This window comes from Bacteroides sp. AM44-19 (genome assembly GCF_003603395.1).
Taxonomy (GTDB): Bacteria; Bacteroidota; Bacteroidia; order Bacteroidales; family Bacteroidaceae; genus Bacteroides; species Bacteroides uniformis.
In genome coordinates this window covers 174,952-199,783 of sequence record NZ_QTNB01000001.1, presented here as the reverse complement: position 1 = coordinate 199,783, position 24,832 = coordinate 174,952, and the positions used below count along the sequence as shown (strand labels likewise).

General features: G+C 51.5%; 19 protein-coding genes. 6 read left to right on the top strand and 13 right to left on the bottom strand.

Annotated elements, in window-relative coordinates:
- Positions 1 to 37 precede the first annotated feature (37 nt).
- The 6 genes from DW947_RS00960 (at position 38) to DW947_RS00935 (ending at position 6,688) form a co-directional block, all read left to right on the top strand.
- Positions 38 to 628: a DUF417 family protein gene (locus tag DW947_RS00960; protein ID WP_119958420.1), complete on the top strand. Its 591-nt coding sequence runs from the start codon at positions 38 to 40 to the stop codon at positions 626 to 628.
- Positions 629 to 632: 4 nt separating this feature from the next.
- Positions 633 to 1,988: an FAD-dependent oxidoreductase gene (locus DW947_RS00955; RefSeq protein WP_044468337.1), complete on the top strand. Its 1,356-nt coding sequence runs from the start codon at positions 633 to 635 to the stop codon at positions 1,986 to 1,988.
- A gap of 102 nt (positions 1,989 to 2,090) precedes the next feature.
- Complete coding sequence (locus tag DW947_RS00950; RefSeq protein ID WP_057087716.1) at positions 2,091 to 3,263, top strand: ABC transporter substrate-binding protein; 1,173 nt, start codon at positions 2,091 to 2,093, stop codon at positions 3,261 to 3,263.
- Positions 3,263 to 4,300 (top strand): iron ABC transporter permease, encoded by a 1,038-nt coding sequence (locus DW947_RS00945; RefSeq protein ID WP_034529853.1) that lies wholly within the window; start codon positions 3,263 to 3,265, stop codon positions 4,298 to 4,300. Before DW947_RS00950 ends, DW947_RS00945 begins: the two co-directional genes overlap by 1 nt.
- Complete coding sequence (locus tag DW947_RS00940; RefSeq protein WP_005829404.1) at positions 4,293 to 5,312, top strand: ABC transporter ATP-binding protein; 1,020 nt, start codon at positions 4,293 to 4,295, stop codon at positions 5,310 to 5,312. The genes DW947_RS00945 and DW947_RS00940 overlap by 8 nt, the downstream gene beginning before the upstream one ends.
- Complete coding sequence (locus tag DW947_RS00935; RefSeq protein WP_005829402.1) at positions 5,309 to 6,688, top strand: MATE family efflux transporter; 1,380 nt, start codon at positions 5,309 to 5,311, stop codon at positions 6,686 to 6,688. Before DW947_RS00940 ends, DW947_RS00935 begins: the two co-directional genes overlap by 4 nt.
- A gap of 13 nt (positions 6,689 to 6,701) precedes the next feature.
- Here the strand turns inward: DW947_RS00935 and DW947_RS00930 are convergent, their stop codons facing one another.
- From DW947_RS00930 to DW947_RS00870, 13 genes are all read right to left on the bottom strand, one after another.
- Complete coding sequence (locus DW947_RS00930) at positions 6,702 to 7,787, bottom strand: linear amide C-N hydrolase (protein WP_118930805.1); 1,086 nt, start codon at positions 7,785 to 7,787, stop codon at positions 6,702 to 6,704.
- Positions 7,788 to 7,854: 67 nt separating this feature from the next.
- On the bottom strand, positions 7,855 to 8,529 hold the full coding sequence (locus DW947_RS00925; RefSeq protein WP_119958419.1) for an outer membrane beta-barrel protein: 675 nt from the start codon (positions 8,527 to 8,529) through the stop codon (positions 7,855 to 7,857).
- Positions 8,526 to 10,421 carry a cobalt-precorrin-5B (C(1))-methyltransferase CbiD gene (gene cbiD, locus DW947_RS00920; protein ID WP_119958418.1) on the bottom strand — a complete coding sequence of 632 codons (1,896 nt, stop codon included), beginning with the start codon at positions 10,419 to 10,421 and terminating at the stop codon, positions 8,526 to 8,528. The genes DW947_RS00925 and cbiD overlap by 4 nt, the downstream gene beginning before the upstream one ends.
- A 32-nt stretch (positions 10,422 to 10,453) precedes the next feature.
- Positions 10,454 to 12,307: a precorrin-4 C(11)-methyltransferase gene (gene cobM, locus DW947_RS00915; RefSeq protein WP_119958417.1), complete on the bottom strand. Its 1,854-nt coding sequence runs from the start codon at positions 12,305 to 12,307 to the stop codon at positions 10,454 to 10,456.
- Positions 12,308 to 12,318: 11 nt separating this feature from the next.
- Entirely contained in the window at positions 12,319 to 13,587 is a 1,269-nt protein-coding gene (gene cbiE / locus DW947_RS00910; RefSeq protein ID WP_119958416.1) for a precorrin-6y C5,15-methyltransferase (decarboxylating) subunit CbiE, read from the bottom strand.
- A gap of 100 nt (positions 13,588 to 13,687) precedes the next feature.
- Positions 13,688 to 15,097, bottom strand: a complete 1,410-nt coding sequence (gene cobJ, locus DW947_RS00905; protein WP_119958456.1) for a precorrin-3B C(17)-methyltransferase — start codon at positions 15,095 to 15,097, stop codon at positions 13,688 to 13,690.
- Between the two features lie 99 nt (positions 15,098 to 15,196).
- Positions 15,197 to 16,096, bottom strand: coding sequence for a helix-turn-helix domain-containing protein (locus tag DW947_RS00900; protein ID WP_005836667.1), 900 nt, complete (start codon positions 16,094 to 16,096; stop codon positions 15,197 to 15,199).
- Positions 16,097 to 16,305: 209 nt separating this feature from the next.
- Complete coding sequence (locus DW947_RS00895) at positions 16,306 to 17,130, bottom strand: sirohydrochlorin cobaltochelatase (protein ID WP_118940788.1); 825 nt, start codon at positions 17,128 to 17,130, stop codon at positions 16,306 to 16,308.
- 34 nt (positions 17,131 to 17,164) lie between these two features.
- Positions 17,165 to 19,234, bottom strand: a complete 2,070-nt coding sequence (locus tag DW947_RS00890; protein ID WP_182291934.1) for a TonB-dependent receptor plug domain-containing protein — start codon at positions 19,232 to 19,234, stop codon at positions 17,165 to 17,167.
- Between the two features lie 115 nt (positions 19,235 to 19,349).
- A complete protein-coding gene (locus tag DW947_RS00885; RefSeq protein WP_005836672.1) occupies positions 19,350 to 19,682 on the bottom strand; it encodes a DUF2149 domain-containing protein in 333 nt (110 codons plus the stop codon).
- A 21-nt stretch (positions 19,683 to 19,703) separates the two neighbouring features.
- Positions 19,704 to 20,309, bottom strand: coding sequence for a MotA/TolQ/ExbB proton channel family protein (locus DW947_RS00880; protein ID WP_117681278.1), 606 nt, complete (start codon positions 20,307 to 20,309; stop codon positions 19,704 to 19,706).
- 33 nt (positions 20,310 to 20,342) lie between these two features.
- Positions 20,343 to 20,900: a hypothetical protein gene (locus DW947_RS00875; protein WP_005829371.1), complete on the bottom strand. Its 558-nt coding sequence runs from the start codon at positions 20,898 to 20,900 to the stop codon at positions 20,343 to 20,345.
- A 16-nt stretch (positions 20,901 to 20,916) separates the two neighbouring features.
- Positions 20,917 to 24,828 carry a cobaltochelatase subunit CobN gene (locus DW947_RS00870; RefSeq protein WP_118940789.1) on the bottom strand — a complete coding sequence of 1,304 codons (3,912 nt, stop codon included), beginning with the start codon at positions 24,826 to 24,828 and terminating at the stop codon, positions 20,917 to 20,919.
- Positions 24,829 to 24,832 lie beyond the last annotated feature (4 nt).

Genomic DNA, 24,832 nt, shown 5'->3' with positions numbered 1-24,832 from the left:
GTCATATTACTGAAACCATTTAAAAAGTAGAACAAAGATGAAAACGAAATTGCAAAACTTGTTTATGGCTGCGTTGACGCTGGCCGCTTCCACTCAAAAGTTGGGTGTTAATTTGATTCGTGTAGCCATCCTGGTTATTTTCGTATGGATTGGTGGGTTGAAATTCTGGAATTATGAGGCTGAAGGGATTGTCCCTTTTGTGGCGAACAGCCCGTTCATGAGCTTCTTTTATACAAAGAGTGCCCCGGAGTACAAGGAGTATAAGCTGAAAGAGGGCGAGTTCAATGAGGCGAAACATCAGTGGCACGTGGAGAACAATACGTATGGTTTCTCTCACGGTCTGGGCATTCTGATTATGACCATCGGCATTCTGACATTTCTGGGGATATTCTCTCCGAAAATCGGACTGGCGGGAGCCGCACTTGCCATTGTCATGACGATGGGTACCCTCTCTTTCCTGGTGACAACCCCTGAGGTGTGGGTGCCCGACTTGGGAAGCGGGGAGCACGGCTTTCCGTTGCTGACGGGGGCAGGGCGCTTGGTCATCAAGGATACGGCCATTCTTGCCGGTGCCATTGTCGTACTGTCTGACAGTGCAAAAAGAGTATTGAACCAATTAAGGAAATAGACGTATGAAACAGTATGATGCCATTATCATCGGATTCGGCAAAGGCGGAAAGACGCTGGCTGCCGAGTTGGCAAAACGGAAGCTGGACGTTGCCGTAGTGGAGCGTTCGGAAAAGATGTACGGAGGGACATGTATCAATATCGGTTGCATTCCCACAAAAACATTGGTGCATGCGGCAAAGCATGCGGACAAAGACGCTTCTTGGGAGGTCAAGAAGGCATACTATCGTCAGTCCATTGCAAGGAAGGAAGAGGTCGTCTCTTTCCTGCGTCAGAAGAACTATCACAATCTGGCCGACAATCCTCATATAACGGTCTATACGGGTATCGGCTCCTTTGCAGGTCCGGATGTGGTGGAAGTTGGGATGGTGGAAGGGACATTACAATTGCAAGCTCCCCGGATATTCATCAATACGGGTGCCGAAACCGTCATTCCACCGATAGAGGGGATACAAGGTAACCCACGGGTATATACCAGCACCTCCATTATGGAACTGACTGAGCTGCCGGTACAGCTCGTCATTGTAGGCGGGGGATACATCGGACTAGAATTTGCTTCCATGTATGCTTCATTCGGTTCGCAAGTCACGGTGCTCGAGGGCTCTTCCGAACTGATATCCCGGGAGGACCGGGACATTGCGGACAGTGTCCGGGAGGTATTGGAACAGAAAGGAATCGTTTTCAGGCTGAATGCACGCGTGCAGTCCGTGAAAGACTCTGACGTCATTTACCGGGATGCGGTCACGGGAGAGGAACATCAGTTACACGCAGATGCCATCCTGCTGGCTACCGGCCGGCGTCCGAATACGGCTGGCTTGAATCTGGCGGCGGCAGGTGTAGAGGTGAATGAGCGCGGTGCCATTGTGGTGGACGACTATTTGCAGACTACCAACCCCAAGATACATGCTATCGGTGATGTAAAGGGCGGTTTGCAGTTTACCTACATTTCTTTGGATGATTACCGCATTCTGCGCGAAGACCTTTTCGGGGCGGGAGAACGCAAGGTGTCCGACCGTGACCCGGTGAGCTATTCGGTATTCATCGACCCGCCGCTTTCACGCATCGGGCTGAGCGAAGCGGAAGCACGCAAGAAGGGATTGAATATAAAGGTCAACAAGCTGCCGGTAGCCGCCATTCCGCGTGCCAGGACTTTGGGCGATACGAACGGACTCTTCAAGGTAGTGGTGGACGCCGATACGGACAAGATTTTGGGATGTACGCTGTTTGGCCCGGAATCGAGTGAGGTCATCAACCTGGTGGCAATGGCTATGAAGACCGGGCAGGAATATACCTTCCTCCGTGATTTTGTCTTTACACATCCCAGCATGAGCGAAGCGCTGAATGACTTGATGGGCTTTTAAAGATTATTTAGGCACAGTATCCGTCAATTTGCAGGAGGAGCATTTGCGTATCTCCCCAAAAATGACGAATATTGTGCCCGAATTCCATAAACCCCGATAATCATGACCCGGATATCTGCCATAGGCATTGCACTGCTGTGCGTTTTATGCGTAACCTCCTCTTGCGGCTTAAAATCAAGACAGACTGCTACCGAATCTTCTTCCGAAACGGGCTATTCTCCGGTTATGACAGACACGGCAGCTACCATTGTACCGCTTTATGCCAAAGGCTATACGGTGAAGTACTTGCCGCACCATGTCCGCCTGGTGGATATACACGACCCTCAGAAAGAAAACGGCAACACCTTCCATTACGCACTGGTACCGAAAGGCATAAAGCCTGCCGGCATACCGAGCGACTATACGGTGATAGAAACACCGGTGGAGCACGTTATGTGTATGACATCCCTGCAACTTTCCAACTTCATCCGTCTGGATGCCTGCAATTATGTGGTGGGCATCACCAGTACGCGCCATCTCTTCAACAAGGAGATGAACGACCGTTTGAAGTCCGGCGAGACCGTGAAGATTGGTATCGAAGGGAACTTTGATAATGAAGTGATAATGAGCATGAATCCGGATGTTATCTTTATCTCTCCTTTCAAGCGGGGTGGATATGATGCCATGCGGGAAATCGGTATTCCACTGGTTCCCCATTTGGGATATAAGGAGATGACCCCGTTGGGGCAGGCTGAATGGATAAAATTCATCGGCATGTTTATAGGCCAGGAAGTGGAGGCGAATGAAAAGTTTGCTGCGATAGAGAAGCGCTATAACGAATTGAAGGAGCTGGCTGCCAACGTGAAGAAGCGTCCGGTGGTATTCAGCGGCGAGATACGGGGTGGCAACTGGTATGCAGTGGGAGGAAAGAGCTTTCTTGCCGAACTGTTCCGTGATGCCGGTGCGGATTATTTCTTGAAAGACGATCCCCGTTCGGGAGGTGTCACGCTGGATTTTGAAACCGTATATAGCCAGGCGGAGAGTGCCGACTATTGGCGCATTGTCAACAGCTATGACGGGACATTCACGTATGATGCCTTGAAGTCCCTCGACCCGCGTTATGCCGACTTCCGTGCGTTTCGTGAGAAGGGAGTGGTATACTGCAACATGCGTGAGAAACCCTTCTACGAAAGTATGCCCATGCAGCCCGAAATTGTATTGGAAGACTTGATACATGCTTTCCATCCCGATTTGTTGCCTGACTATAAACCGACTTACTACGAACTGCTGAAATGATAAAAAGACCCGTACTTCCGTTGATGTTGCTGACACTGGCATCTATCTTTCTTTTTTTCCTGCTGAACCTGCTTTTGGGGTCGGTTCACATTCCTCTGCGCTCCGTGTGGAACATATTGTGGGGAAATACGGATGAATCCGTTATTTGGCAGAATATTATCTGGAAGTCCCGCGTGCCCCAAGCGTTGACGGCATTGGTGGCGGGAGCAGGGCTGTCAGTCAGCGGTCTGCAGATGCAGACGGTGTTCCGCAATCCGCTGGCAGGGCCTTCGGTATTGGGCATCAGTTCAGGTGCCAGCCTGGGTGTGGCTTGTGTGGTATTGCTGTCCGGGGCGATGGGCGGTGTGGCATTGAGCCGTTTGGGGTATATGGGCGAGGTTGCCTTGTCGGTTGCCGCCATTATCGGTGCGCTGGCTGTGATGGCGCTCATTGTCTATGTCTCCCAGAAGGTGAAGGGCAACGTGACGCTGCTGATAATCGGTGTGATGATAGGCTATGTGGCAAGTGCCGTCATCGGCGTATTGAAATATTTCAGTGTGGAGGAAGATATACGTGCATATGTCATTTGGGGATTGGGTAGCTTTGCCCGTGTTTCGGGCGACCAGATGGTGCTGTTTGTCTGCATCATGGCTGTGCTGCTTCCGTTGTCCTTCCTGCTGATAAAGACGATGAATCTGTTGCTGCTGGGCGATGGCTATGCACGCAATCTGGGACTGAACATCAAGCGGGCACGCCTGCTGGTTATCTCATGCTCCGGTGTGCTGGTGGCTATTGTAACGGCCTATTGCGGTCCGATTATGTTTATCGGGTTGGCGGTTCCCCATCTGTGCCGTGCCATCTTCCACTCTTCGGACCATCGGGTGCTGATGCCTGCCACATTGCTGGTAGGCGCTTCCCTGGCATTGGTCTGCAATCTGATAGCCCGTATGCCCGGCTTCGAGGGAGCTTTGCCGGTCAACTCGGTGACGGCACTGGTAGGTGCGCCGGTAGTGGCTTCTGTACTTTTTAGAAAACGGAAAGGAGAATTGAATGAATAAGGAAACCATACATATAGAGAATCTTTCCATCGGTTACCCCGGTAAGGGGGATGTGAAAGTGGTGGCAGACGGCATTTGCGCCGGAATTAACAGTGGTGAGCTGACTTGCTTGTTGGGAGCTAATGGAGTGGGGAAGTCCACGCTGCTCCGTACGTTGTCTGCCTTCCAGCCAAAACTTGGAGGAAACATATTTATTGAAGGAAAAGAGATTGGGGACTATACCGACAAGCAGCTTTCGCGCGTCATTAGTGTGGTGCTGACGGAGAAGTGCGATATACGCAATATGTCCGTCGTAGAACTGATAGGTCTGGGGCGCAGCCCCTACACCGGTTTCTGGGGAACCCTTTCGAAAGAGGACAAGACTGTGGTGGACAAATCCATCGCCCTGGTAGGCATTCCCCATCTGGCACACCGCATGGTGCATACGCTGAGTGACGGTGAACGGCAGAAGGTGATGATAGCCAAGGCGCTCGCCCAGGAAACTCCCGTCATCTATCTGGATGAACCGACAGCTTTCCTTGATTTTCCCAGTAAAGTAGAGATGATGCAACTGCTTCACCAGCTCAGCCGGCAAACGGACAAGACGATTTTCCTTTCTACTCACGACCTGGAACTGGCCCTGCAGATAGCGGACAAAATATGGCTGATGGACAAGGTGAACGGCGTAACTATCGGTACGCCCGAGGACCTTTCGTTGAACGGCAGCCTGAGCAACTTCTTTGCCCGTAAGGGTATTGCCTTTGATTTGGAAACGGGACTGTTCAGGGTAGCCAATGAATATACCTCCCAGATACGCTTGGCGGGCCACGGGCAGAAGTATGCCATGGTGCGCAAGGCACTCCAGAGAAACGGGATTCTGGCAAACCGGAATGTTGAATCGGAGATTTATATCGAAACCGGAGATTTGAAGGGAGACGGCAGCTTCGTATTCCATCGACCGGGCAAGGAGCCGGTAACAGTGTACTCCATTGAGAAATTGCTGCAAATAGTCTTGTCATTCCATTCCCTATGATGCACCATTCTGCAAAGGATAATTATGTCCACTTAACGACGACTCCGGTCCCCCGGCTGATTACGTCATTGGCTGTGCCGACCATCATCAGCATGCTGGTGACGTCCTTCTACAACATGGCAGATACCTATTTTGTGGGTAAAATAAATACCCAGTCTACGGCTGCCGTAGGTATCGTGTTTTCTGTGATGTCCATTATCCAGGCTGTGGGATTCTTCTTCGGTCATGGTTCGGGGAACTACATCTCCCGTAAGTTGGGGGCGCAGGAAACGGAGAGTGCCGAGAAGATGGCATCCACCGGCTTCTTTTTTGCCTTGTTTATCGGAGCGGCTCTGGCTGTGCTGGGATTGCTGTTCCTTACACCGCTTTCCCTTGCTTTGGGGTCGACGCCTACTATTCTTCCGTATACGGAGCGCTATTTGGGAATCATTCTGCTGGGTACTCCTTTTATGACCGCCTCATTGGTGCTGAATAACCAAATACGTTTTCAAGGTAATGCGGCGTATGCCATGGTGGGGATTGTGAGTGGGGCGGTCATCAACGTGGTGCTCGACCCTATCCTGATTTTTGTATGCGATATGGGCATATCCGGTGCCGCACTTGCCACAGTAGTCAGCCAGATATGTAGTTTCATCCTTTTGCTATATATGGGGCGCAGAGGAGGAAATATACGTATACGTTACAGAAACTTTACGCCTACACTGGCTTTCATCAAGGAAATTATTGGGGGTGGAACTCCGTCACTCACCCGGCAGGGACTGGCAAGCGTGGCAACCATTTTGCTGAACGTGGCGGCCGGTGCATATGGTGACGCAGCTATTGCAGGGATGTCCATTGTGACGCGTATCTCTATGTTTATCAATGCTTTCCTAATTGGTTTCGGGCAAGGCTTCCAACCGGTATGCGGATTCAATTATGGTGCCGGGCTGTATGCCAGAGTGCGCCAAGGATTCTGGTTCTGTGTGAAGGTAGGCTTTTTCTTTTTGCTGGTTTGTGCGGTGGCAGGTATGGGATATGCCGAGGAGATTGTCTCCATCTTCCGCAAGGGAGACCCTGCTGTTGTAGCTACCGGTGCGGCAGCATTGCGCTGGCAGTTCATCACCTATCCGTTGGGTGCATGGATTGTGGTCAGCAACATGATGCTGCAGACTATCCGCAAGCCCGTACGCGCTACGATACTTTCCTCTGCCCGTCAAGGGCTGTTCTTCATCCCCCTCATCTTCATTCTTCCTTATTTCTTAGGACTGAAAGGGGTGGAGATGTGCCAGGCGGCGTCGGACATGCTGACCTTCTTCCTCGCCATTCCATTGACCTGCGGGGTGCTGGCGGAGATGAAGAGGAAGGAGGCGGAACAACTGCAACAGCGGCAATCTTGAAGTTTCTGCGTCCCTATTCAATTTTCACGGGAGCTATCGGTTGCCGCTTCACTTTATCGAGGGGAGCTGCATGGTACTCGATGCGCCCGAAGTCTATCTGTCTCAAATCAATGCTTCTGATTGTACTGTTGTACATGGTGCGATAGTAGATGATACCGTTTGTCATATCTGTGGCCGATGTCCATTGGGTGGCACTTGGAATATTGGCAGGAACCTGGCCGAGGGGAAACTCGATGCCTACGGGTATATCAAAGTTATTCAGTATCTGAAAACATTGGAGAACGGTTTCCAGTGCGGTATTCTGTGGTGGTGTAGAAGTCTGGTAGAAAGCGGCACGGATAAAGCGGGAAGGGGGAGTCACATCTCCCGGAATTCCCAAAAAGCCGCTTCCCGAACCGAAAGGGGCTATAGTCACATTGCCCAGCGATTTGCTTTCGGCACTGCCCGGGTAGAGGTTCACATAATTGTTTAAGTTGGTCATCTGCCAGTCAAAGCCGGGGGAGTTTGTCAATACTCCCAGTTTGTTTTCATAGAAACGGGGCTGTCCGTCGATGAACTCCAATACCAGTTGGCGGCCGGTCTTGTCTGCAATCCGCCAATGTACGGTGGAGGCGCGTGGGTCAATGGCTATGACCGTTACATTTTCAATAGCCTCCTTTACCTCGTCCACAGTAGAAAAGCTTCCCAACAGCCATGATACCAATTGTAAATCGGCTATGCTCGACGCTTTTCGTGTGGGGTCGTACTCCTCATATTTGCCATATCCGGGAAAGTAGAACAGCCCGGCGGAGAGCCCGGCTTCATTCAGACCTTCGGCCACGAACTCCTTTTGCTCCACTGCCAGGCCTACGTAGCCATAGCGTGAGGTGAACTCCATGCCGGACAGACTGCCTCCGGGTGTCAGTGATTGTTGCGAATAACCGCGCGGTACGATGACGTACTGGCTGTTCAGCTCACTGCCTCCCCATTCGATGGTGCGGGCTACGACGTGCGCATTGTCTTTGGCCGTCAGGGTGATACCGGTACATGCCTCTGCTGTTTGAGGGGCGAAGGTGAGGGCTGTCATTGCTGCCAGCAGGATAGGAATTCTTTTTGCCATATTATTCAGTTTATATTGTTGAGTATCTGTTTGTATACTAAACAACTCTGTATGGCAAAATGTTCCCTTACCAGAACCGGTACCCCAGCGTGAAGAATGCGGCGAAGTTCTTGGGAAAATATCCTCCTTCTTCCGAATGACCTATCATCTGGTTTATCTGCTCATTGACTTTTACCAGTCCCACTTGTGTCTCTGCACCGATGATGAATCTTCTGTATTCAAAAGTAAGTCCCAAGGCAATACCTGCATCGAAACGGTTGTTACCCATTTTCCCGTCTACCATGCTGCCGAAAGTGTCTATCTTGAACTGGTATCCTCCCTGCATACTGCTGCTGCTATAATCGTAGGTCTCGCCGGAGGTCTTGCCTGCCACGCCTATGGCCGCATAAGGGCCGACGCTCAGCGAGGCATGATAATCCCTGCCCAGATGGAGGCGGGCCGCTATCATGAGGGGGATTTGCAGATACAGTTCATGCATTTTGGCCTTGCCGATGTGGCTTATCTCGTCTTTACCGCCGATGGACACAAACTCCAATGCGGATTGCAGCACCCAGGTCTTGTTGAGGACATATTCTGCACCGACACCAGCTTTGTAAGCTATTTGGGTGTCACTGCTGGAGTGTTTTCCATGAAAATGGGAGGTACCGATTCCTGCTTTTGCATGAAAGGACAGCGGTTTTTGTGCCAGGCCGGTCAGTACGGTCATTGCCATACAGACGGTAATGATTATCTTCTTCTTCATGAGTAAATTTTTCCGTTTTCGGTTATGAGTAATATTGTTAGTTCGCCATTGGGCAGTAAGGGGGCACAGTGCCGGTGACAGAGCTCAATCAGTGCCTTGCCAAACTTTTCCAGCAGCTCTTCGGGAATGATGTCCCAGAGTTCGCGCGCCAGGTTCATCTGTCCGATGGCGGCAAGTGTTTCTTCGCTGCATCCCGTCTGGCGTGCCAGGTCTTGAATGAATTCCTTATTCATGGTCACTTTCTTGCTGTGGGTATCCAGATTGCCTTCGGCCAGTTTCACGGCCTTTCCCATCATCACGCCGAGGGTGACGTGCGGTACTTGCTCTTCGGCTGCTATTTTCAAGGTTTCGCCGATAAAGTTGCCGTAATGCACGAAAGCCTGGGTGGGGAGGTCGGGATAATACGCCTTGATGAAACGTTCGCTCTTTGCGCCGGAGCTGATGACGATACGAGGGCTCCGGGTTGCCTTTGCCACTTCCATGGACTTCCGGATGGAATTGACGAAGGCTTCCGAGGAGAATGGCTTCACGATGCCGGAGGTCCCGATAATGGAAATGCCTCCTTCGATACCGAGGCGGGGATTGAAGGTGCGTTTGGCTATCTCTTCTCCACCGGGGATGGAGATGGTAATGAGAATAGGATTGGGCTGTTTGGCAATATGGAGGCGTTCAAGCCATAGCTTGACGTTCTTCTTTATCATTTCGCGCGGGGTATCGTTGATGGCAGAGCTACCGAGCTCAAGTCCCAGACCGGGCATGGTGACGACACCTACGCCTTCGCCGCCGCAGACGATGATGTTGTAGTCGTCCTGGGGAGTGTCTTCCGGCAGCGGGTCGTCTATGCGGAAAGGTATGGCTATATTGGCCACAACTTTCATCCCGTTGGTGATGTCCGGGTCGTCGCCGGCATCCTTGATGACGGTAGCGCTTGTCTCGAACATGCCGTCACCGTTTTCCAGAAGGTCGGAGTGGGGAGTATGGTGCTGAGGCTCTACGGGAACCTGGATGGTTTCTCCGTTGGGAAGGACTACCGGAAATTCCGTAGGACGCTTTTTGAAGTAGATATTGAATACATCCCAGGTGGCGGCTACGGCAGCAGCAGCGGCACATGTTCCGGTGGTCAGTCCGCTGCGCAGGGGGAAGAAGTCGGGTAAATGTTTCTCGACTATGCGGCGCAGGCCATGCTCGCCGTTTACACAGATAAACTTGCCGGATGTCTCGGGACGGCGGATGGCAAAGATGCGTATACCCAGTTGCCGGGCAGCTTCCACCTTCTCGCAGAATCCGCCGGATATCCCGCTTTCCTTGAGGAGGATGGCTTCGGGATGAAGCTGTTTCATTAGGACTTGCTCGTCTTCTCCGGGCGTGTAGTAGTAGAGGTTCTTCTCGGAGAAGCCCTGTTCCCGGGCGAGCTTGCGCGAGCTGTCACGGTCGAGGATGCGGAAGTAACAGCAAGCATTCTGCCACAAAGGCTTCAGCTTACCTATGGTCTGTACGCCGGTCAGTGCAAGTAAGATGAAAATCTTTTCTTTCTGTATCTTCTCGATGGCATCATCATAATCCCTGCACCAGGTGATGTGTTCTTCATCGCGTTCCGGGAAGATACGCTCGAAACGGATGACGGGGATATTCGATTTCACGGAGACTTGTTCCAGAGTCTCATGCAACTGTGTGGCAAAGGGGTGTGCGGCGTCTATCAGCAGCTTTATGTGATGCTGTGCACAGAATGTTTCTATTTCTATTGCATCCATCGCGCCTTGCAGGCGGATGCCATTATGCAGAAGTACGTCCTGCTCATCCCCTTTGGTAGAATAGTAGAAAGTTTTTCCGGCTTCTTCAAGGGTTTGGATGGCTATGCGTCCTTCGGTGGTTCCGCCAAATATTAATATCATGTTTGAATGGTTATGGGTGATTAATCGTTGATTTATTTCCGGTACAGATGCTTGAACTCGTGTGCATAGAGCCGTGACAGACCTTCGCGGTTGCCGATGGCTTCGCCTACGACAATCATGGTTGTCAAGGTGAGGTTATTTTCCTTCACTATCCTGGCAAGGTCTTTGAGTTCCCCCCTGAATATTTGTTCGTCTTTCCATGTCAAGTGGTAGCAGACAGCTACGGGGGTAGTTTCCGGATACTCCTGCAACAGTTCTTCCTGCACCTGCTCCGCAATACTTGCACTGAGGAAGATGCACATGGTACTTTGTGAGCGTGCCATGAGATGTAGCTTTTCGCGTTCGGGCATGGGCGTGCGTCCTTCGCCGCGTGTTAGGATGATGCTTTGCACTTTTTCCGGAATGGTGAACTGCGACTTCAAGGCTGCCGCTGCCGCCTGGAAGGAGGATATGCCGGGGGTGATGTGGTAGCTCATACCGTGCTGGTCAAAGTAGTTCATCTGTTCCTGAATGGCACCATAGATACATGGGTCACCCGTATGCAGGCGTACGATGAATTTTCCCTTGTCATAGAACTTCTTCATCACTTCAAATTGTTCCTCCAAATCCATAGAAGCGGAGCTGAGTACGGTAGCTCCGGCCTTGGCACAGAGAGTCAGCTCCCTGGGAACGAGACTGCCGGCATACAGAATGAGGTCGGCGCGTTCCAGCATTTGGCGTCCGCGTACGGAAACCAGGTCCGGGTCGCCCGGGCCGGCACCCACTATTTCGATGTGGCCCTGGCGCACAGTTCTTATGTCGAGGGCGGCGGCCACGGTATAGTTCTCTCCTTTCTTCTTGGGCATCAGCAGCCGGGAGTTGTTCGCACTCAGCAAGGCGGCGGCTTCGCTGACACTGGGGGTACCCATGTGCTTCATGACGGTTTTGCTGGGATGGGGCACCTCTATCTCTGCCAGTTCCTCGGCTGTATAGAAGTAGACCGGGAACTTCTTTTGGAGCGCTTTCACTACCGGTTCGTCACTTTTAGCTTTAATCGTGGAGATGGAGGCGATGCTTTGGGGCATGATGCCGTATTCCTTCAGTGTGTTCATAATCTCTTTCTCCACTTTCCGCACGGGGCCTGCCAGCCGGGCAAGGCCGATACCGAGGTGTACGACACAAGGCACGTAGCATATCATAGGCATTTCCGGGAAGTTGGGGATTTGAGGAGATACGCACAGAATCAGTTTGAAGCGTGAAGGGTTGATGTCCTGCACCCGGTAGAATACTTCTACATGAGGCGGAAGGTTCGCCTCCATCCAGTCCGTACCTTCATTGCGCACCGTGAGCAGTAGGGCGGTGGGCTTGCCGGAAACGAAGAGGCTGATATGCTCGTTCATGCATACTCTTTTTTTCTCTTCGGGCGTCTTGGCAAGTTCTGCCAGCAGGAGGGTGGAGGGCTCAGCGTTGATGACCGGAAACCACCCGAAACGTTGGGGCAGGGTATCGAGTCCCCATAGACCGGTGCAGTCGCTTTGCGTGGTGACTACCGGTTCGGCCCCGAGGATATTCGCTACCTGGTGGGTCAGTTCGTTGGCTCCTCCGATGTGTCCGGAAAGTACGGAGATGGCAAATTTACCGGTACTGTCCACGCAAACCACGGCAGGGTCGGTATATTTGTTCTTCACGCAAGGAGCGATGGTGCGGACACAGATTCCCATGGCGCCAATGAAGACAAAGGCATCATAGCGGTTGAAGTTTTCCGCTGTGAATTTGCCGGTGGATTCTATATGTGTGCATCCCTCTTCGTGCCTGAGGGTGAAGATTTCGGAGTCAGGAAGTTCGTTGAGCAGTGATTGGGCTATGCTCAAACCGGCTTCGGAGATTAGAATAATAGCTGTTTTCATAATGGGTATGTTTAAGAAAGCGTGGCTTTCATAATTTCAATGGGGTTATATTCGTTCAAGGCGATATGGGTGGAAGGGTGGAGCACCATTCCGTTCCGCTCGATTCCTCGGAGGAACGCCTCCTTGCTTTCTGCCGATACGGAGTTGAAGACGATGCAACCTTCGGGGTGCAGCATTTGTTTCACCTTCTCTATCATTTCTTCCAGGTGTCCGCCGTGTCCGCCGATGAAGACAGCATCGGGACGGGCAAAGGGAGTGAGGTCGGTGTGCAGGAAATCTCCGGTTACCGCCGTAATGCCCGGCGCGCCGAAGCGGCGGGAGTTGGTGTCCATCAGCTCTTTTCCTTCGGGACGTATCTCAAAGGAGATGACGGCGAGATGGGGGAATTGCAAGCGGGCTTCGATGGAGACGGAACCGGTACAGAAACCGATGTCCCAGAAGACGCGGCGGCGGTTCAGTTCCAATGCCTGCAGGGTGAGCAGGCGGATGGGGGCCTTGGTTATCATGCGGGCGCGTCCGTCAAGATGTGCAAACTTCTCATCGGGGATGCCGAAGGGACGGACTGGAAAGTCCGGAGCTTGTACGCTGCCGTGCAGGGAGGTTGTGCGGCATTGCCTGGGATGGCTGACAAGCAGCAGGCAGTTAGGATGTTCGAAGTCGCCGGCAACCGCTTCCTGGGGTGTCATCCGGCGTATGCGTTCCTTTTCGGGATTGCCGAGATGCTCGCCGATGTATAGTGTGTAGTGAGAGTATCCATATTCCAGTATGCGGGCGGCAATGGTGACCGGGGTATGTTCGCGGTCGGTGAGGATGCCTATTTTGGGGGCACGCTCTATGAGGGCACGGTCGAACTCCTGCCACGGGCGTCCTGTCAGGGAGACGGTGCGCATGTCGTCATACGGCATGACGAGGCGGTGTGCCAATGTCTGCAAGGAATTGAAAGCGGGATAGAGCAGAATGTCTGCCTCGGGAAGCTTGCGCTTTATGGTATTGGCAAAACCGAAGAACAACGGGTCACCGGACGCGAATACAATGATGGAGTCGTCCGTAGCCGTCTCTTCGAAGCGGGTAAATATTTCTTCATAACGGGAAAAGACGCGGTCCAGCGGCACGGTGATGGAAATCCATTCGGCCCCGGCAGGCAGCAGAGGACCGACAATCTCCTTATGCCGTATGCCGCCGGAGAAGACCTTCCCCTTCCGTATCTGCGCCAGTGCTTCCGGCGGAAAGAAGGGGGAACGGTTGTCATCCATTCCTATGATTATAAATCTGTGTTTCATTCAATGAGTAATCTTATGAAAATATCAAGTAATGTAAGGGGGCATAACAAGTAATGTTATCGGTCGTAACAAGTAATGTTATGGAATGTCTCTTTTCGCTTTACACATCCCTCCCGGGGCGCAACTGCTCCGCATCGTTGTAGCACAACACGGAGTTCACCAGCGTGGCAGCCAGGTTGCTGCCTCCTTTACGTCCTTCTACGATAATCTTGGGTATTTCCGTAAACGGTTTCACCATGTGTTTGGACTCTTGCACATGCACAAATCCTACCGGTGCGGCAACAATGCCTGCCGGATGTGCCTTGCCCTTACGTATCAGGTCGCAGAGTTCCATAAGTGCTGTAGGTGCATTGCCAAATACAAAGAATGCATCGGGATGCTCCTCCACAGCCAAACGGATGCCTGCCTGGGTACGGGTAATGCCTTTCTCTGCAGCCATTGTCGCCGTGCGTGGGTCGCCGAGGTAGCATTTCACCTCTATGCCCAATCGTTGCAGCGCTCCTTTGCGGATGCCGCTGGCTGCCATCGTGACGTCTGTGACAATCGTCTTGATTCCGCCTTTCTCGATGGCTTGATACAAGGAAGCCACGGCACCTTCGTCCGTATGCAGCAGATGCTCCATTTCAAAGTCGGCGGTGGTATGTATGGCATGGAGTAAAGCCCATTTATGGTCGAGGGGAATATGCTTGTTCTTCAGTTCCTTTTCGATGGTACGGAAACTGCGAATCATGATGTCTTGCCCGATACCCGTGGCTTCGGTATTCGTGTCCCGGTAATAGCCGCGCGGAGTGATGAAGGCTCCGTTCCATTCGTAGGACTGTGAGTTGCCTATCAATACGACTGTAAACATATCCACCTCTTCGGGATTGAAATCTCCCAGCGTGGTGATGTGTACCGCTTGTTCCGGGCGTCCTGCCTGGCGTACATATCCCACGGGCGTTTCCGGTGAGCGTCCTTCCTGCAGAAAGAGTTCTTTCAAGCGGTAAAGCTGCCAGTAGCGTCCTTCACTTTTGGGGTTGTAGACTGCCGTCACGAAGTCGGCGGCAGCGGCTGCGATGATACGCCTTTCAATACGCTCCCAGGGAGTCATCAGGTCCGAAAGGGAGATGACACAGAAGTCATGTCCTACGGGAGCTCCCAGCAGTGAGGCTGCCTTTTGGAAAGCGCTGATGCCCGGCAGCGAAACGATTTCCACGTCGCTGTTCCTTTCCCGCTTCATCTCGTAGACAAGCGGCGTCATACCATAGATGCCCGCATCCCCGGAGCTGATGACGCAGACCGTCTTTCCCTGCTCCGCCAGCTCGAAAGCCTGCTCGGCACGGGCGCGTTCACGCTTCATGCCGGTATCTATGCATGCTGTTGAGGGGTGGAGATAAGGGATTACAAATTGGAAATAATACTTATATCCCACCACTACATCTGATTCTTGCAAAGCGGAAATTACGGCGGGAGTCATATCCGATTCATTGCCCGGTCCGATGCCGGCAACAATTATTTTGGGGTGTTTCATATCCATATGTTCTATTGGCATACAAAGATAGAACTTATATTTGATGAAACCGAAAAAACTCTGCGCTAATCGGCGTAATCTGTGGTGAAACTTTATTGTCTAAACCTGCAAGTGCCGGTATTCGCTCGGAGTATAGCCTACGTTCTTCTTGAATACTCGGTTGAAGTGCTGCGAATACTGGTATCCCAGCTCATAGGCAATCTGGCTGACCGTCTTCCCGCTTCCTATAATCATTTCTTTGGCCAGGTCGATGATTTTGTTCTGGATATATTCTTGCGCCGTCTTTCCGGTTTCCTTCTTCACCAAATCTCCGAAATAGTTAGAAGAGAGGAACACTTTGTCTGCGAAGTATTTCACGGAAGGCAGTCCTTCGGTCTGCGGTTTGTCGCTTTGGAAATAGTCGTCTATCAGTGCTTCAAATTTCATCAGGATGTCTTTGTTGGCTGCCGAGCGGGTGATGAACTGGCGTTCGTAGAAACGCATGCAGTAGTCCAGCAGCAGTTCGATGTTGCGTGCAATCAGCCCCTTGCTGTGCTTGTCGATGGGGCGTTGGATTTCCATTTTAATCTTCTTCAGACAGTCGAGGAAGATTTCTTTCTCGTCTTCGGACAAATGCAGTGCCTCGGTAGAGGAATAGGAAAAGAAGGAATACTGCTTTATTCCCTGTCCCAGCGAGGTGCCTTTTATCAAGTCGGGGTGGAACAGCAGGCCGGAGGCGCTGGGCTGCATACCTTCCAGCATGTTGACCTCGGTCACCTGGCCCGGGGCGAAGCTGGTTACCGTGCCTTCCTGGTAATCGTAATACTGTTTTCCATAGCGTATGTCTCCGCATTTGGTGTTTTTGAGGAAAAGGGCGTATACGCCATAGTTCAAGGTGAAATGCCTGGGATATCCGGTGGCTTCGGACAAGTCGACTACGCTGACCAGCGGGTGCAGGGTTTCGAGACCGAACATCTTGTTGTATTGGTCTACAGCATTGAGCTTGATTACTTCTTCCATAAACGTTCCTGTTAGTTTTGTACAAATGTAGAGAATAATCCGGAAAGTACCATATCGCAGGAGGAGGAATCCGTAATATGGTTACAAATGTCCGTAATCTGTGTACATTGAAAAGAGCTACACCCTTTGTCCGGAATGGTGTAGCCATCCGGAGCAAAGGGTGTAGCCTTGGTATGTAAAAGGTGTAGCCCTTTTACGCTTGCTGGTTATCAATCTTTTAGCATGGCTTTGATGTGTTCCATATAGAGCTGGCGGATGGCTTTGTTTTCGCCCAGTCCCTGCATGCGTACATTCACTTGATAGCCTTGCTTTTCAAGTTCCGTCTTCCACACGCTGGCAATGTCTTCCTTGGTATGGTTGCCGCATACCAGTAGCAACGGAACCAATGTCACGCTCTTGGGGCGTGTCTCTTTCAGTTGCAGCAGGGTTGCGTCCAGGGTAGGATATCCTTCAATGGTGCTGACGTGGAAGTTCTTCAGTCCATGGGCTTTCATCATGAAGTCGAGCATGGCGTAAGTAGCCGTGCTGGGTAGCTGGTTGCCGTGCCCCACATAGACAATGTCTTCTTTCTTTCCCGGCTGTTCGGCGGTCAGTATGTCGATTACCTTCTCGCAGTCTTCGACGGAGTAGAGCAGGGGATTCCCCACTTTTATCTCCTTGAAGAAGGGACGGAGCTTGTCTGCATCCCTGCGGACGGAGGTCATCTCACTGCCTTCTATCAAGGTAGTGCTCTGGACGTAGATGGTCCGGTAGCCTTCAGCGCGAAGTTTCAACAGTGCATCCGTAGGGCTGTCTTTGTACACGCCCTCTTTGGCAAGTCTTTTTCGTACAATCGGCGAGATGTATGCCTCGCGTACTGTAAACTGCGGAAAGGCTTCCTGCGCCTCACGGGTCACGACGTCGAGTGTCAAGGCACGTGTCTGAGGGTCTGAACTGCCATAATGGGTGATGAGCAAAGCCGCCTTCTCCTCTTGTTGTGCGGAGGAGAAGAGGCTGATGCCGAGTAAATAGAGAGTGATGAAAAAATGTCTCATAATTGTTGTTGTTTCTAAAAGCGTTATGGAGAAATTATTTTAGTCTGAGTGCCAGGCTGATTACTACCGAACGTCCCGGGGAATACAAGGCGAAGTTCTTGTTCAGCGGGCGGTTGTCTTTCTTGTTGAAGATATTGTCTATGCCGATGCCCGGTTCGATGACAAAGTTGCGGAAGCCGTCGAAGGTATGGCGGGTATTGAGGTTCCAGATGCCGTAGCCCGGAGCATTGCCGTCCGCGTCACCCGGATAATAGACTTTGCTTTGCAGACGACCGTTCAAGTTGAGGTTCAAGGTATAGTCGCTCCAGCTGTGTGTATAGTTTCCGGTGATGGTGGCTGTATGGCGTATGCTGCGTTCGATGTTTTGCCATTCGCCTCCTTCGTTCAGACCGCGTCCATAGGCGTAGGTATAGTTTCCGGCCAGGGTGAAGCCCGGGAACAGATTGCCGTTCAAGTTCACTTCAAAGCCTTTGACGGTAGCTTTCTCGAAATTGAAGTAGTTCTTGACACTTAGGTTTTTCGTGGATGAAAGGTCACCGATTTCGGGGAACTCTTCACGCAACTGGTTCTGCTCTGCTTCCGGTAGGTCATCGAATTTAGTGGATTTGGAAGTTACCATGTTCTTTACATAGTTCAGGTAACCAGTGACGGAAGCACTGAAACGGTTGGTGCGGTATTCCATGTTGATGGAGTAATAGTTGCTGCGTTCGGGGTCGAGGTTCTCGTCACCCAATGAGATGGTGGCTCGTGTACCCATTGTCTTCTTGAACATGTGGTAGTAGAGCTCGTCGATTCCCGGAGCGCGGAATCCGGCAGCATAGGTGGCACGTACATTGAAGTTGCCTATGTTGTACATGGCTGCCACTTTGGGGGTGAAGCGTCCACCCGTCTGTTCGTGATGGTCGTAGCGTACACCCACAACACCGGTCAGATGGTTCCATAGCTTCACTTCATGCTGGCCGTAGGCTGATGTCGTATAGACACTTTTGTCCAAATCAGAGTCGGGACGGCGGAGCACTTCACGGCGATAGTCCACACCGAACACCGTAGTGCTGTTGGTTGTAAAACCGAAGATACCTTTCAACTCGGCATCATGGAATTTCTGAAGCTTGGTAAGCGCATACTGTCCGGGCAGGTATCCGCTGTTTTCTATCAGGTATTTGTAGCGTGATGCGTAATTGTTTCCTGAATAGTCGAACTGGATAACGTTGCGTTTACTCAGTTTGTATTTGGCGCCTGCCCCCCAGTTGTAACCTTCGTAGGTAGTGTTGTACTTGCTTCCGCCGGTGATGTCTTCGCGTTCTACCGGACGTTCGAGTCCGCGGTTATAGTATCCACCGTTGGCATAGAAGGAAAGCTGGTCCGTAGCATCATAGGTAAACTTCTGCGAAAAGTTATTCGAGCTGTAGCCCAGGGAGAGCGGGGCAATCGTTTCGATGATGTCTTCTCCATCTTCTGTCAGATGGCTGTTTTGCCAACCGTCGGAGTGGTCGTATTTATAGGAAGTATAGGACCCTATTTTTCCTTGGGCGATGTCCAGATTCAAGCCTTGGGAGAATTGATTCTTTCTCGTATAGCTGCTATTGCTGCTGAAGGCTACCACATCTTTAGGCTCGTTGGTAATGATATTGATTACACCGCCGATGGCATCCGAACCATAAAGGGAAGAAGCGGCTCCGTTCAGTACCTCGATGCGTTTGACGCGGGTCATGTCTATTTGGTTGAGGTCGATGTTACCGGTAATGTCTCCCGTGACCTTGCGTCCGTTGACCAATATCAGCACGTGCTTGTTGGAGAGTCCGTTCATCATCAGATAGGACCCCATTGCGTTCGGACGGAAGGAGAGCGAGGGTACCATCATGGTCAAGGCCTGCTGGAAGTCGGTGATACCGGCACGCTTTATCTCGTTGGCAGTGATAACCGATACCGGAGACGGAGTGTTCTTCAGTCGCTGATGTGTACCCGTACCCGTTACTACGACCGGGTTCAACTCGTGAGTTTTCTTGGTCATATCGTCGCTGTCACCTTTTTCTGCTTGTGCATAGGCACCGGTGGCGATGATTCCTCCCATAAGGAGAGCTGTGAGAAGTCTTTGCTTTATCATATATTGTTTTATTTTATATAACGCTGCAAATGTACATACCATTATCGGAGGGTGAAATACTTAATAGTTGTTATACTGCGATGGCCAAATAGCTATTAATAGGTACTGTATTCCCTTATTCCGGCACATAGATAATCTCTCCATTTTCAAGCTGATAGGCAACTCCCACTTTCTTTCCTCTTTTACCGGAGGTCTTTGGGTCTTCGCTGGGAGTGTATTTCTTGATTTCCTGCCCTTCTTTGGTAATGATTTCCATATTTTCCTTTCCGGGATTCTTCACCATGGTGAAGTCTTCTTTGGAAAACATCTCCGTCATATTGAAGCGGGAGACGAGAGCCACCATCAAGGCTACGGCAAAGACCATCGCTACGTCAAAAAGATTGGCTACCGTACCCATGGGGTCGGAGTCCGAATCGCTGTGCAGTAATCTGTTTCTCTTACTCTTCATAGTTTTCGTATCGTTAGTCCGTTATTCCTTTTCGGCCGTTTGGCGGCTTATCACTTTGTACAGATATTCCAAGTCGTTCATTTCGCGGGCATACCAGCGTTGTTTCACTTGCAGGGTAATGATGCCGACAGCAGCAATGACCAAACCTACCACTGTAGTGGCAAAAGCCACCTGCATATTGTAGGCCATGGAGGAGATGTCTCCTTGTGCCAGCCCCACCAGTGCGGGACCCATCGGGATGAGGGTACCCATCAGTCCCAACATAGGACCCAGCTTGATGAAAGTACGCGAACGTCCCAACTCCTTCTCGGCTTCCACTTCATAATTGGCAAGCAGGTGTTCGCAGTAGGCGTCGTCATCCCGGTGTGCGGACAATTTGGACATGCTGCGGAGGAGAGGGGAGTTGCCTGCCGATGGGAGTTGCTGCAGCAGTCCGTCTATATTCTCTGGGGTAATGTTCTCCAGTGTTTCAGCGAATTGCTTCTGTAATTTCATCCGTTGATAGAATTCCCCGAAGAAACCTCCCGCAAGGAGAATGGCACGTAGAAAGAATAGCAGCAGCAGGACTATGACGGGAACCAGCAGCCCGTTCGAAATCCAGAACAGTGTGTTTGAGATTGTTTCCATATATCTTTTTAGTTTTTAATTCTTTAATTCGTTTCAATAGCCCGTGGCAATGATGCTCAATATAACAATGAAAATATTGACAATGAACAATACTTCCAAGCGCAGCGGCTTGTCACCGATAGCATATCGCAGCAAATGGCTACCGGCACCGACTGCAAAGAAAGTAACACCGGCTGCTATCCATGAGAGACTGCCGAAATCTATTCCGGGAAAAGTGAAAAGCAGCAGTGCCAGGACATAGCATATTACTCCGCCTATCAGTATGCCGGGGTATAACTTCAGGAAGAGGGTGACCGCTTGTTTGAAGGCCGTGTTGCGGGTACGCATTTTTGCGAAACAGTCGAAACAGAAAGTTATCATTATGGCGGCTTCCAGAGTGACACATACCGACAAGTTCAACATCTGTGGACGGGAGGCAAAGAAAGCTGCCACCACGGTCTTGGACTGTTCCGTCATCCATGGAGTCACCAGCCACGCAAAAAAGGCACAGCCTGCGGCAACCGTCCACATTCCCCAGCGTGGATAGAACCCCACCTTTAATAGAAAATTGAGGGCGATGAATAGGGCTAACAGATGAATGACGTATTCCATAATACTCTGTTTCTATTTATTCTTTTTTTCTTTTCTTCAACAGTACGACCAGTCCGATGAAGGTGATGACGACAAGACTGCCTGCAACCACTCCGTTCACCCTGTTCTTACGTACCGTTTGTTCGGAAGTCAGTTTGTGTTCTTTCAGTACGACATCCTTGCCATCGGTTGCGGATGCTTCGTGTACCTCCTTCATGTTCTGGGTATAGGTCTGCTTCTCGCTATTATCCAACTGGTCGGCAACGAACGACTGTAGCTTGTCATTGTCGCAAACGAATTCGGTACAAGCGGCACCTTTTTCGCGTGTGATTTGTGCATGCAGGGAAGCAGTGGTTTTCAGTTGCTCATCAGATGCTTTCCAGTAACCTTTGCGGGCGCTTTCCAGCATGACGGCTGTCATAGCCTGGAATGCGGCGGGATTGACGCGGAGGAAGTACTCGTGAATGCCCAGCTTATTCTCATCCTTTATATACATTCTATACAAGTCATTGAACAGTTCTTTGTCCATGGCCGACGGACGCATGACGTGCCAGCCGAAGATGTTGCGGAAGATTTCGCCGAACATCTGCGCCGAACCTTCCCCGCCTTTCATCCGCTCTTGTATAAAGGTAGGGTTCAAGATGGTGGAACGTGTCTCTACGGCAATGGCCTCTTTGGCATCCTGCATGCGGCGGTTGGTCCGGTTGCGGTAGTCTGCCATATAGGCATCCGGTTCCTTGCTGGTCACGGTTTTGACGGTGAGCGAGAGTCCACCCGTAAATTCGTATACATGATCCAGGGAGATGGGGCCCCATGTGTTACTTTGACGGGGCTGGATGACAACATCCGTTTCGGACAGTGCCGAGGCAAACAAACCTTCCTGGACGTCTCCCCAATTTTCGTCGTCCCCATAAGAGGCACCCATATTGTTGAGGTATCCTTCGGCTATCTCCTTTTCGCTTTCCCACGAGCCGCTGTGCTCGGTATAGGCCATCATACCGGTACTGTATCCGCTGTTGACCGGTCCGAATACACGCATCACAGACATTTCACGGGCACGTTTGGGGGAAGTTCCCTTTTCTACCAGTAATTTTTCCTGCAACAGTGTACCCGATGCCACATAGTTGGGATAGGTCTCATCTCCGGCTTCCGATGTCAGACGTATAGCATCGGTCAGTAACTTCAAGCGGGAACCGGCTATGTCGCGTAGCTGTCCGGACACTTGTACCAGCACATTGATGCGCGGACGCCCCAGTTCTTCACTGGGCACCAGTTTCAGGTCAACCACTCTGCCTTGGGCGTCGCGTACGGGTTCTACTCCCAGCATCCAGAATACCTGGGCCAGCGTAGCTCCTTCCGTATTGATGAATTCGCCTGCCCAGAAGGTATAGCTTACTTTCCGGGGATATTCGCCGTGCTTGCTGATGTACTGTTTTAAAGTCGCTTCTGCCAATCGCTTTCCATCTTCCCAAGCCCTTGGGTTGGGAGTATTCTCGGCGTTGATGCTGTACATGTTGCGTCCGGTGGGCAGAACGTTCGGGTTCAGTACGGGGTCACCTCCCGGCGCAGGGAATACGGTTCCTCCGCTGAGTGCACGCACCATGGCATTCTGTTCGTTGACGGGGGAGGCAAGCAACTGTTCGCGATAGAGTAGGGCGGGGCGAAGCTCCGGTGCTACAGATGCAGTATCCTTGGGTGGATTCTGGAGTAAGGCGGTCAGCCTTTTCCTGGCGGCAGGCAAGTAGTGGTGGGCTATATAGGTGAAGTCTTGCAACTGTTCTGTGGTGATTTTACCTTTATCACGGTCCTTGCGGGCCGTTTCGTATGCCAGCGGGTCGGCAGCGACGGCGAGAGTGGTAGTCAGCAGGTCGCGGTCAGAATAAGGCTCGTTCATGGTGTAGTACGCACCCAGTATCTTTTCGTTGGCTATCTCTTCGGTGAAGGCATCCAGACGTTCCAACTCCTTGGTTGTGTAGGGGTCACTGGAGATGGAGTCGAGGTTGAGGTCGCGATGCAGTCCCAGACGCATGGCTTCTTTTTTGATACTTATTCCTAGGGTTCGGTGTTTTTCGGTACCTTCGTCCAGCACTTTGTGAATATCTTCGAGCAAGGCCGAATAGCGTTGGCGCATACCGCTCTCCACGTAGGGCGGAGTGAGATGGGTGACCAGTACGGCATGTGTCCGGCGTTTGGCAATGATACCCTCGCCTACGTTTCCGGTGGTATAGAAATAGAAGTGGGGGAGGTTACCAATCAGTACATCCGACCAGTCGGCCTGCGACTGTGCCACATTCTTTCCGGACGTGTATTCCAAGTTGCCGTGGGTGCCGAAGTGAATCACTGCATCTGCCTTGAATCCTTTTTGCATATACAGATAAGGAGCCAGGTAGCTGTGGGGCGGCGCTACCGGCATTCCATGCACCAGTTTGAACTCATCATCTCCCAATGCCGGGCGGGGCTGGGGGAAGAGTAGGATATTGCCGAATTGCAGGCAGGCAATGGCAATACTGTCCTCTGTTACCAGCAGATTGCCGGGCGCATCTCCATATCTGTCTGTCACTTCCTGATATTTCTCGGGAAGGAGTACTTCGTGTGCCCATTGTTCGTATTGCTCGGTAGAAAGCCATATCGGGTGTGCCGTTTTCAAAAACTGTTCTTGTGCTCCTTTGGCATACGAACCCATGACGGCACCGTCACGATGTATCCGCTTGCCGAACTCCTCTACAGTAGCAGGCAGTCCACTGACGTCGTACCCTTCCGAACGCAGGCGTTTCAAGAAGTTATAGAGTGAAGGAATCACTTCCATACCGCTTGCCAGCAGGGCGTCTTTTCCCGGAGTCTTGAAGTAACAGATAGCAACGCGCTTTTCTTTGTTGGACATGTCTCTCAAGGACATGTACTTGGTAATATGGTCCACTACGGCATCTATCCGTTCATTTTCAGCGGTGTACAGATAGTATCCTTGTTTGTTTTCGTTTTGGGTAGCGATGCAGAGGGGTAGCATGCCTCCATCTATCTCAGGCACCACTACACGGGCGGTCAGTGTGCCACCGCTGACGGGGGTATCCGGGTCCAGCCATTCCTCGTGGGGCTGAATCAGCGGGAAGGGCATGAATAAAGGAATGTTTTCCTGGTGCAGCCAGTTGATGAGTGAGTCATTGCCCAGCCGTCCCATAGGCAGGTAGACTACTGCATCGGGATGGAGGGTACGTATCATATCGGCACGCGGTTGACCTCCGGCTGTGAAAGGATAGACATTGAAGCCTGCTTGTGTCAAGCACGTGATGAGGGAATCTACGTGGGCACGGTTTCCTTCCATCGGAAAGTTGAGTCCGGAAATCAGGGCAAGGTTGCGTCCGTCCTCATGGTAGAGATTTTTTTCTTTCAGATAGGCGGTCACCTCTTGCGGAGTACTGAAGTAGCGGCCGTATTCGCGGTGGTAGAACATGTTCTCCAGCAATGGGATGGGAGGCTCGTAATCCTGGTGTCCCCACCGGTGGGGAGTGGCGATGTGGCGCAGGTAGAGTAAGGCATTCCGGTAGTTGTGCTTGTTGCCGTTCTTGAGATACTCCCGTAGCGTATGCTGTTGTTCATTGGTAACATTGTGATTGAGGGAGAGGGTGAAATTTCGTAACGTATTCGTAAAGACTGGTACTCCGCTGGCACCCACCCGTTCCACTTCGGCAATCTGGCCGTCGTCAAGGTATAGCCCTCTGCTGTACATCACGATGGCATCATAGCCGGAAAGGTCCTTCACCTCTTCTTTTTTTATGCAGGTGACTTCTATCCGGGCGCAGTCATTGTTCAGGGCAATGTCGGCAGCTTGTGCCAGGGTTGCGTTGATAATAAGTATACGTGTAGGAGCAAGCCAGTACTGATAGGCCGCAAAGCTGCAGACAATCAATAGGGCTATGCTGCCGAGGAATATTCCAAGTCTTTTCTTATTCATACAA